Origin of the sequence: Cystobacter fuscus DSM 2262 (genome assembly GCF_000335475.2) — a bacterium.
GTDB lineage: Bacteria > Myxococcota > Myxococcia > Myxococcales > Myxococcaceae > Cystobacter > Cystobacter fuscus.
Genome location: NZ_ANAH02000021.1, coordinates 191681 through 201313, shown reverse-complemented (window position 1 = coordinate 201313; position 9633 = coordinate 191681). Strand labels below are relative to the sequence as shown.

Genomic DNA, 9633 nt, shown 5'->3' with positions numbered 1-9633 from the left:
GTGGGCAACTGCCCCGGTCTACCCGACAGGCTGAGGAAGGATGTCCAGGAAGGGTGTGGAGACGCCTTCTCCGAGACGAGGACCTCGATGTGATCCTCGACCTTCCCGAGGAGCTGTCCGGTGCCCAGGTCCACCAGCGCTTGCTATTGGATGACGCAGCAGCTCTCCACGAAGAACCGAGCCGCGCCGCGTCACCCGCTCGGCGTTGATTCGGAGTGAAGGGCTTCACGGACAGGGACCCGCGGCCGAGGCATAGTGGGTGCGCTTCGGCCGCGGACCGAAGGCTCGCTCCAAACGCGTATCCCCCCGAGGAGTTTCCGATGAAGCATCTGCTGGGTTCCCTGTTGCTCCTGGCCGCCGGCACGCCCGCCCTGGCCGCGGAGTCCATCGTCGTCAACGGCGGCTTCGAGTCTCCGTGGATCGTCCCCAACTGGTCGGTCTACTCCAGCATCCCCGGGTGGACGACCACCTGGGGTCCGGGAATCGAAATCCAGGGGTGGGGAGCGCTGGAGGGGGGGCAGGTCGTTGAGCTCGACTCCTATGGGCCCAGCGCCATGAGCCAGCACCTGCCGACCCAGGCGGGGAAGACCTACAGGCTCTCCGTCGCCTTCTCCCCGCGCCCGGGCGTGAGGGACAACCGCATCGGCGTGTATTGGGATGGTGCGCTGGTCTCGACCCTGGAGGGGGACGGAAGCAACAACGGCGGGTCGGTGTGGAGCCGCCATTCCATGAAGGTGACGGCCTTCAGGACGGGCACGGCGCTCCAGTTCGCCGACCTGAGCGTCGCGGACGGTGTCGGTGGGCTCATCGATGACGTGCGCGTGGTGGAGGAGGTACCGACCCTCCTCGTCAATGGCTCCACCCCCGCCTATTACAACGCGTCGCTCGGGACCACGCTCGATGGCACCCAGCGGCAGTTCCCGCTCGCCGACCTCGCCTCGGGGGATCCGCTCATCCATGGCTCCGCCGAGCCCAACCTGTCCCCGGTGGCCCCGCTCCTCGGCAACTGGCTGTCGGCGAACCCGCTGCCGCTCAACCCGTACTGGAGCGCGCCCCGGGTCATCCCCTCCACCTGGGCGGTCAACACCGAGACGGCGATCGTCTACGAGCTCGACGCGGGCCTCACGGGCATGCACGACGTCGTGGCCCGCTTCGGCGTGGACAACGGTGTCTTCGTCTGGATCGACGGCCGCTACATGTTCGGCGCGCTCGGGCCGGGAGAGTCCTCCTCGTGGGAGTACAACGTCTCGCTCGGTGACCTCTCGCCGGGCAAGCACTACCTGCAAATCCTCCGCGAGGACCATGGTGGCGGGACCGGGTACGTCGTCGAGGTCAAGGGCGTGGCGAACGAGGCCATGAGCTGCCAGCCCAACTCGGGCCAGTTCACGCCTTCCGGAGGCACGGCGGCGCTGCACCTGCTGCACTCGGCCACGGCCCTGGCGGATGGGCGGGTGCTGGTGGTGGGCGGCTTCAACCGCGGCGCCGAGCTGTACGACCCGGCCACGGGCACCTGGAGCTTCACGGGCACGCCCGTCTCCACCCACCGCCGCCACACCGCCACCCTGTTGCGCGATGGCCGTGTGCTCGTGGCCGGCGGTGATGGCGCCAGGGCGAGCAGCTCGGCGGAGGTGTACGACCCGGCCACGGGCGCCTGGGCCGCCACCGGCAACCTGGGGACGTACCGCCGCGAGCACTCCGCGGTGCGGCTGGCGGATGGCCGCGTGCTGGTGATGGGCGGAACGGACGGCGGCGGCACGGTGCTCGCCTCGGCGGAGGTGTATGACCCGGCCACGGGCACCTGGGCTTCCACCGGTGGCATGGCCCGGGCCCGCCGCGCCTTCACCGCCACCCCGCTGGCGGATGGCCGCGTGCTGGTGACGGGCGGCCTCGTCGACAACGCAGACGAGTGCCTGGGCTTCAACTGCCTGGCCTCGGCCGAGGTGTACAACCCGGCCACGGGCACCTGGTCCTCCACTGGCGGCATGGCCACGGCGCGTGGCTTCCACGCGGCCGCGGTGCTGGCCGATGGCAAGGTCCTGGTAACAGGTGGCGGCGTGGATGGCGTTACCAGTGCGCACGCCGAGGTGTACAACCCGGCCATGGGCACGTGGACGGCCACGGGGGACATGCACTCGCCCCGGCGCCGTCACTCCCTCACCGCGCTGAACGGCGGCCTGGTGCTGGCGGTGGGTGGCTATGATGACTCCACGGGCATTCACACCTCCGCCGAGCTGTATGACCCGAACGCCAGGGCGTGGTGCACCACCGGCTCCCTGGGCCAGGACCGCTACGAGCACACCGCCACGCCGCTGCCGGATGGCCGGGTGCTCATCACCGCGGGGTTCAGCAACGGCAGCTCGTACACGAGCGAAGTGTATGGCCTGGGCGGCAGCAGGTAGTCCGCGCCCTCGCTGATCGAGGGCCCGGGGGCCGTCTCCCCACGAGGGAGGCGGCCCCTTTCGTTCGTGCGCCCGATGGGTGTTTATTGGTTCGAGGAGGAGCCGGGCCAGCAGACACAGGCCGTCATGCTCTGGGGACACCGTCTCTGGGCGTGGCCCTCCCAGGCTCAATCCTTCAATGCGGCGGTTTCCGGCCGGGTACGACCGTCAGGAAGTAGGTGACTTCAGTCGTAAACCCGTCAGCAGCCGTGCCCTTGAAATAGATGATATGCGGGCCCGGAGAAAGCGGTTTGACCATCAGCCAGTAGCCATCCGAGACGGCTGGCGCATACGTTCCCGCGGGGACTCCGAACACATTGTCCTCGGGCAGCGTGAGGGCGAAGACTGGCGATGTCGCCCGGTATGATGGCAGCGCCTGCACGCGGACGCCGTCAATAATCGTTTCGAGCTCAAGGGGGTCATCCATCATGGCGGCGAGAGCTTCGCGCATCTCCTCCACGGACGTGCATTCAGCCGGCGGAGGATCGCAGGCAGAGAATGTGGTGAGGATGGGGAAGAAGAGGGATTTGCCCGTCGGGATCGTGCAAGTCCGCACGGCAGATCCGCCGAGGGTCCCCGCCAGAAACCACACCGGGCCGGCCTGCCCTTCATCGCAGTTCGCGCCATCATCATCGAGAAGCGGATTTGTGGCAGCGGGAATTGAGAGCGCCCATTGCCACCATTTCGCGCTCCACTCTCCGTAGCTCAGCCCGTATGGTCTGGAATTTGGGGGGAAGATGCTCGAGTTGCAGCCAGCATGAGTCTGCGGCGTTGAGCCTGACAGCAGCAGCCCAAGGACAAGCACCAGGGCGGTGCTGATGTTGCGGCGGCGCTGCTTACTTTCAATCATGAGCTTTCTCCTTTGGTTGGCTCACCGCGGCTCGGCGAGGTGCGCGACCTGTCCTCAAGGGAGGAAAGCCACGCGCGATTGGTAGAGGGGGTACTCGACTTTGCCACGAGAAGACGAGAGCGGAGCTGCGCGAGAGAGCTGTTCTGAACGGCCCTCAGGAGGGAGTCGCCCGTCCTGGACAATCCCTCCACCCGGTGTCGGAGACGAGCGTCGCCCTCCCAACCCCGACCTCGAAGAGTAGTAAATGCTCTCTAAGCCCCGTGGCCGACGAGCTTGACGACGAGCGCGGGGCATGAGGGGTCGCTCACCGAGATGCGACAGTCACCGCGGCGCCCGGTCATCGCCCGGCCTTCCTGTATCCGGTACACCACGGCGTCCGGCGCGCACGGCGCCCAGGCGTGCCAGCGCGTCTGGCTCTTGCCTCACATGCCGCTCGAGCGGCACGTGGTCGAGGTACTTGGCCACGGCCACTTACATCCGCTAGCACCTTTCATTGAGAATCCCCTCGCAGATGGGTCCTTCGGCTATGGAAGGGTTCTCGGGCGACTGTTTGGGAATCCCACGGTGTCGAGAGCCGTCTGTTTGATATCTTCATGGGACGTCCCAGCGCAGTACTAGGAGCGTGTCGGAGAACCCCAACCGCTGAGGGTGGGGTAGAGGGGTGACGCCCCAGGTGGTCCTTCAGAGTGAGTGCGAGTTCTGGTTGAAGCTGGAGGGTGAGTACCAGCGAGACGAAGACGGCCGAGCAGAGCGTTCTGTTGGATGTGCCCGAGGCGCAGAAGCCGCAGCGGCAGGAGGAGACGAAGAGCTCCGCGCGCTTCAGCTCGCCGCGGCCATTCAGGGAGTGGCAGCCGGACCAGGGGCAGCTGCTGCCGCAGTACGCGCGGGAGGTGCTGGGGGAGGGGCACCTGGCGTGCTTCTTCGTGGAGCTGGTGAAGGTGCTGGATTTCAGTCCGATTCTGGGGGCGTACACCAAGGAATGCGGGCAGCCGCCCTACCACCCGGTGATGATGACGTTGCTGCTCATGTACGCCTACGCGCGCGGCATCACGAGTAGCCGGGAGATTGAGCGGCGGTGCGAGACGGACCTCGCCTTCCGCTACCTGACGGGAGGAGAGAGACCCGACCACGACACGGTATGCGCCTTCAGGGTGAGACACCTGGAGGCATTCCGAGCGCTCTTCGTGGACACGCCGCGGGTGGCCAGCCAGTCGGGGCTCAAGAAGGTGGGGCACCTGTCGGTGGACGGCACGAAGATGAAGGCCAACGCCAGCAAGCACAAGGCCATGAGCTACGGGCGCATGGACGAGGCGATGAAGAAGCTGGACGAGCAGGTGGAGCGCCTGCTGGCGGAGGCCGAGGAGTTGGATGCACAGGAGGACGAGCGCCACGGCAAGGGACGGCGTGGGGACGAGCTGCCCGAGGAGATGAAGGACCCGAAGAAGCGCGCCGAGCGGCTGCGGGAGGCAGCGCGGCAGGTGGAGGAGGAGAAGAAGGTGGCGCTGGCGGTGGAGAAGGAGAAGCGCCGGGAGAGGATTGGCCAGGCGAAGCAGGAGTTGGAGGAGCGGATGAAGCGCAAGCTGTTGACGAAGCGGGGACGCAAGGCATACGCGCGACGCAAGGTGACGGCCGAGCCGGTGATTGGGCAGGTGAAGAACACAGTCCTGCCTCGCTTCTCGCTGCGGGGCCTGCTGAAGGTGCAAGGCGAATTCTCGCTGGCGTGCGCCGTCCACAACCTCAAGAAGATGTGGAAGCAGGGGTGGGAGCTGCCCAGCCTGGCCGCGCAGGCCGCGTAGCGGCGAGGTCGCCGCGAGGCGGCACGACGAGTAGTCGCTTCCCCCTCATGACCACTGGGCCTGTGACGCCATATGGCGCCTGCTATGCGCCACTGTCCCTCTGGCCGATTCCCCGACACGCTCCTAGGGAGGTGGCAGGGGCTGCGGATGGCAGGGGTCGCCACCACGCGGGTTTTTGTGTCCTGGCAGACATTACGGCTTTCACTGCTTTGTGGCTGGTTTGGCTTCGTTCTAGGGTGTCGGGCGTGGATGCCATCCATCCACGTGGCGACGCCCCCTCAGGCGTTTTTGGTCTCTCTCTCTCTCTGAAGGAGAAGGAACAACAATGAAGAAGCTGCTCCTGGGACTCATGCTTGTCGCGGTTCCTCTCGTGGGATGTGGTGCGGGGACGGAGGACGCCTCTTCGGACACCGTGCAGACGGTGACGACCGAGTCCGGTCAGAGCATCAACCTGGACTACGGCCCCATGAGCTCGGAAGAGCCGCTGGCGTCGATGCATGATTCGAGCGGCGACGTCTCCGCGATGGGGGCCGGGTGCTGGGTCACGCTCCTGTACTGTAAAGACCCGCGCTACAACGGCTGGGCGACCTGTCAGCAGAACGGCAAGTGCTCCTACCAGCAGTTCAAGGACAACTGCATCGCGCTCTATAACAAGACCTGCTAGGCCTTTCGGAGCCAGGGTCTCATCATGAAAAGCCCGGCACCCGCGAGGGATGGCCGGGCTTTTCCCATGGGGCGCGCCAGGTTCAGGTCCCCTTCTCAAACGCACCGACAACCCCAGGCTCGACCGCGAGGAGTTCCTGCTGGGCCAGACTGGCTGTCATTGCTGACTCCCGCGGTGATGAGCACCCGGCCATCCCGCGGGGCCGTGGCGGTGTGCCCGTAGCGGCCCTGGCCCATGCTGGCCGCGGCGCACCACACCCCCGCGCCCGGCTCGTCCAGCTCCGCGAGCCTCGTCCCCTCGGCCCAGGGCAACGACCCCGTCGTCAACCGGTTGCTCAACCCGGGGGACTGAGTCGGAACGCGCCGCCCTTTTCTTGGGATGGCAGGCGGGCTCGGCCCTCCTCCTACAGTGAGAGAAGACCTTCCTTCGAAGAGGAGCAGACCATGACAAGGAGTTCCGTACCTGGTGCGTTGCTGGGGCTGTGGGTGACCCTCGGCCTCGTGGTTCCCAGTGCCGCGCAGGCCTACGCCGCGCCCCTGGTGCGTGTCCCCTTCGTGGGCCGTGCCTGGACGACCGGCGCCAGCATCTGGGTGGGCACCTCGGCGTCCTTCGGGGACGCCGCCGGTGAGACGCTGACCCTGCGCGCCCGGGAGGAGACCGCCTGCGAGACCTGCTGGGGGGTCACGGTGCAGATGACGGATTCGGGCACCGGAGGTGGCTTCCGCTCCTGGAAGGGCGCCCTCGAAGGACTGAAGCCCAACACCCGGTACCACTATGGAGTCTTCGCCTCGGGCTTCACGGGCGAGCGCGGTGGCTTCTCTTTCAGGACCGAGCCGGATGGGGCCGCGCGCTTCAAGGTCGGCGTCGCCTCCTGCATGAACGGCGCGACTGCGCCCAGTCAGCCCTCGTGGGACATCATGCACGAGCAGCTCAACACGGGAGAGCCCAACATCCAGTTGCTCGTGGGGGACAACATGTACACGTCGGAGAATCCCCCCTCGAAGGACCACTTCTGGTTCAAGTACTTCCAGCAGCGCGCCGTGCCGCAGTTCACCAACGTCTTCCGCGCCTTCCCGACCTTCGCCACCTGGGATGACCACGACTATGGCCCGAACGACGAGGATGGCACCTTCGCCCAGAAGGACGTGGCCCGCGAGGCGTACGCGGCCCTCTATCCCCACCCCCCGTTCGCCGGCGACGGCATCTACCACTCGTTCGACTGGGGCCGCGTGGCGTTCTTCATGATGGATGACCGCTGGGGCCGCGACTGCCCCAGGTCCATGCCCTCGGGGTATTCGCCGAAGATGTACGGCGCCACGCAGTTCAGCTGGCTGAAGAGCGCGCTGCAGGCCTCCAACGCCACCTTCAAGGTGATCGTCAATGGCTCCACCCTGGGCAACACCTGCTGGGGAGCCCAGAAGCAGGCGCTCTTCGACTTCATCGCCGCCAACAAGATTGGAGGCGTGCTCTTCGTGACGGGTGACATCCACCGGAGTCTGCTCACGGATCGGACCCCCGCGGGGGGCTACCCCCTGTACGAGCTGATCTCCTCCGGAATCGGCTCGCCCAGCACGCCCGCCGAGTACAGCTTCGGCGTCATGGAGTTCAACACGACCCTGGCGGACCCCACCGTCACGCTCAAGGTCATCCAGAACCCCGAGCAGCGCTCGAGCATTTCGGGAGCGGGCGTCACCGTCACCACGAAGACCCTGAAGCGCTCGCAGTTGCAGAACTGAGGACGGCTCCTCCCGGGGCCTCCCCGGGAGGAGTTGCCTGCTGGGGCTTCACTCGGAACCAGGGCCCCCCAGCATCAGCTCCAGGTTCGACGCGGGCACCTCCACCTCCACCTCCCGCATCGGGTGGCCGAACTTCTCCACCAGGAGCCGGACGCGTCCCGGCCCGAGGCCCGACAGGGTGAAACGGCCCTGGCCATCCGTGCGGGCGCGGCCCACGCTCGTTGCCTCCCCCATGAGGACCACGTCCGCCTCGGCCGCGGGCAGGCCCCGCGCGTCGCGGACGCGGCCGGACAGCGTGAGGCCCTCTCGCAGCACCAGCGAGACGGGCACGGCCTCCTCGTCCCAGGCCTCCACCGGGACGGGCTCGGACGGGAGGTAGCCCGGGGCACGCGCCTTCGCGAGGTAGCTGCCCGGAACGAGCCCCCCGAAGTGGACGCCGCCCCGGGCGTCCGTGACCGCCTCCCGGACCGTCTCCCCGCGCCCCTCGCCCACCCACGTGAGGGAGACAGACGCGTCCTCCACGGGCTCCCCGCGCGCGCCGAGCACCTTCACGGCCACCGCCGCCGCGGGCGCCAGGGAGAGCTCCAGCGGCTCGCTCCGCGGCAGCCGGAGCTCTTGCGTCACGGAGAGGGAGCCCGGGCGCTCGACGCGCAGCTCATACGTCTCCTCCGCGAGCCCACGCACCTCGAAGCGTCCCTGCGCACCCGTGAGAAACACCTCCCCCCCGCTCAGCCCTGGCCCCAGGAGGTGGAGCCGCGCGCCCTGCATCCCCAGCCCCTCGGGTCCCAGGATGCGGCCCGCGAGCACGCTCTCCGGCGGCAGCTCGAGCTCGACTTCCGTCTCGGCGCCCGCGCGCACCTCGAGGAGCCGCTGCACGGCCCCATGGCCCGGTGCCCGGACGAGCAGGGCATGGGGGCCCGGCATCAACGGCGCGGCCCGGAAGCGTCCCACGTCCTCCTCGCGCCAGACGACCTCCGGTACGGCCGGGGACTGGACGCTCGCGCCCTCGAGCAGCCGGCCCGAGCGCGCCTCCACCACCCGGACGCGGAGCCCGCCCGCCGACTCCAGGGAGATGTCGAACCCCGAGATGTCCTCGCTCAGGGGCTCGAGGGCCCGCTCGCCCACGCCCGTGGCGCTCTCGGCGAGCAGCTCGGTGCGCCCGCTGCAGTCGAGCCCCTCCAGCACGAAGCGGCCCGCGCTGTCGGCCCGGGCCTCCGGCCCCCCGCCGCGCGGCCTGACCCGGGCCCCTGGCGCCGCCACGCCCCGCTCGAGCACCCGGCCCTCCACACGCAGCGCGCAGGGCAGCATCACGGTGGCGGGCCGGGACGCGGCGACGAGCACTCCGCGCGAGCCATGGCCCGCCGCGCGGGCCCACACGCCATAGCGCGCCTGGGGGAGCAGCCCCTCCACCTCGAAGGCGCCCGTCTCGTCGCTCTCCACCTCCCGCAGGCGCCGCACGGGCGTCAGGCTCACCACCGTGAGGTGGGCCCGGGCCACGCCCCCCGCCACGTCCACCACCTGGCCCGTCAGACGCTCACCGTCCGTCACCACCAGGCGCACCTCGGAAGCGCCCGCCTCCACCTCCAGGGCGAGCGCGGCGGGGCGTCCGTCCACCTCGGCCAGCAGGTGGTAGCGGCCCTCGGGGACCCGCAGCAGGAAGGCTCCGTCCGGGCCCGTGGTGACGGTGGCCCGTGCGGGGGCCTCCAGGGCTTGCGCGGCCACGTGCTGCTCCAGGCCCTCCCGCGTCAGGGCGGGCCCGGCCTCGAAGGCGAGCACCCGGGCCGCCATGGGCAGGCCCCGGGCATCCTGGACCCACCCGCGCAACGCGGCGCGCTCATGGGCCGCCAGGGCCGGTGCGGAGGCGTCCGGGCCCGTACCGGCGGCCCGCGTCTTCGCGGAGGCCCTTCGCCTCTCTGTGCCGCCGGGCGCGAGGGCCAGGAGCAACGCCAGCAGCAGGAGCAGGGCGCCCGCCGCGACGAGCCCGTACCGCATGGGAGAAAGCTCTTTCCTGGAGCGTGCCAACATACCCCTCGAAAGCGAAGTGCTCCTCTTGGAAGCGCACGAAGTATAGGGCCTGCACACCTCACGGAAGTCATCTCCGCCGGTGCCTACGCGGCTCTTCACGAAGAAGCACGACGTCGTGGCCCGC

General features: G+C 68.7%; 6 protein-coding genes. 4 read left to right on the top strand and 2 right to left on the bottom strand.

All coding sequences use genetic code 11. The features are described from left to right. Positions 1-320: 320 nt before the first annotated feature. The gene (locus D187_RS50615; protein WP_002631607.1) at positions 321-2399 is read left to right on the top strand and encodes a Kelch repeat-containing protein; all 2079 of its coding nucleotides are present in this window, start codon (positions 321-323) and stop codon (positions 2397-2399) included. 175 nt (positions 2400-2574) lie between these two features. Here the strand turns inward: D187_RS50615 and D187_RS55590 are convergent, their stop codons facing one another. Further along, positions 2575-3288: a hypothetical protein gene (locus tag D187_RS55590; protein WP_076606256.1), complete on the bottom strand. Its 714-nt coding sequence runs from the start codon at positions 3286-3288 to the stop codon at positions 2575-2577. An 866-nt stretch (positions 3289-4154) separates the two neighbouring features. Here D187_RS55590 and D187_RS50610 point away from each other — a divergent pair. The 3 genes from D187_RS50610 to D187_RS50605 all read left to right on the top strand — a co-directional run bounded on the left by D187_RS50610 (position 4155) and on the right by D187_RS50605 (position 7484). Next, entirely contained in the window at positions 4155-5084 is a 930-nt protein-coding gene (locus D187_RS50610) for a transposase (RefSeq protein WP_438356968.1), read from the top strand. A gap of 325 nt (positions 5085-5409) precedes the next feature. Next, a complete protein-coding gene (locus tag D187_RS31010) occupies positions 5410-5748 on the top strand; it encodes a hypothetical protein (protein WP_002631604.1) in 339 nt (112 codons plus the stop codon). 443 nt (positions 5749-6191) lie between these two features. Further along, entirely contained in the window at positions 6192-7484 is a 1293-nt protein-coding gene (locus D187_RS50605) for an alkaline phosphatase D family protein (protein ID WP_002631601.1), read from the top strand. Between the two features lie 48 nt (positions 7485-7532). On the opposite strand, the gene D187_RS31000 is transcribed toward D187_RS50605, so the two are convergent. Next, positions 7533-9476 carry a carboxypeptidase-like regulatory domain-containing protein gene (locus D187_RS31000; RefSeq protein WP_002631600.1) on the bottom strand — a complete coding sequence of 648 codons (1944 nt, stop codon included), beginning with the start codon at positions 9474-9476 and terminating at the stop codon, positions 7533-7535. Positions 9477-9633: the final 157 nt, after the last annotated feature.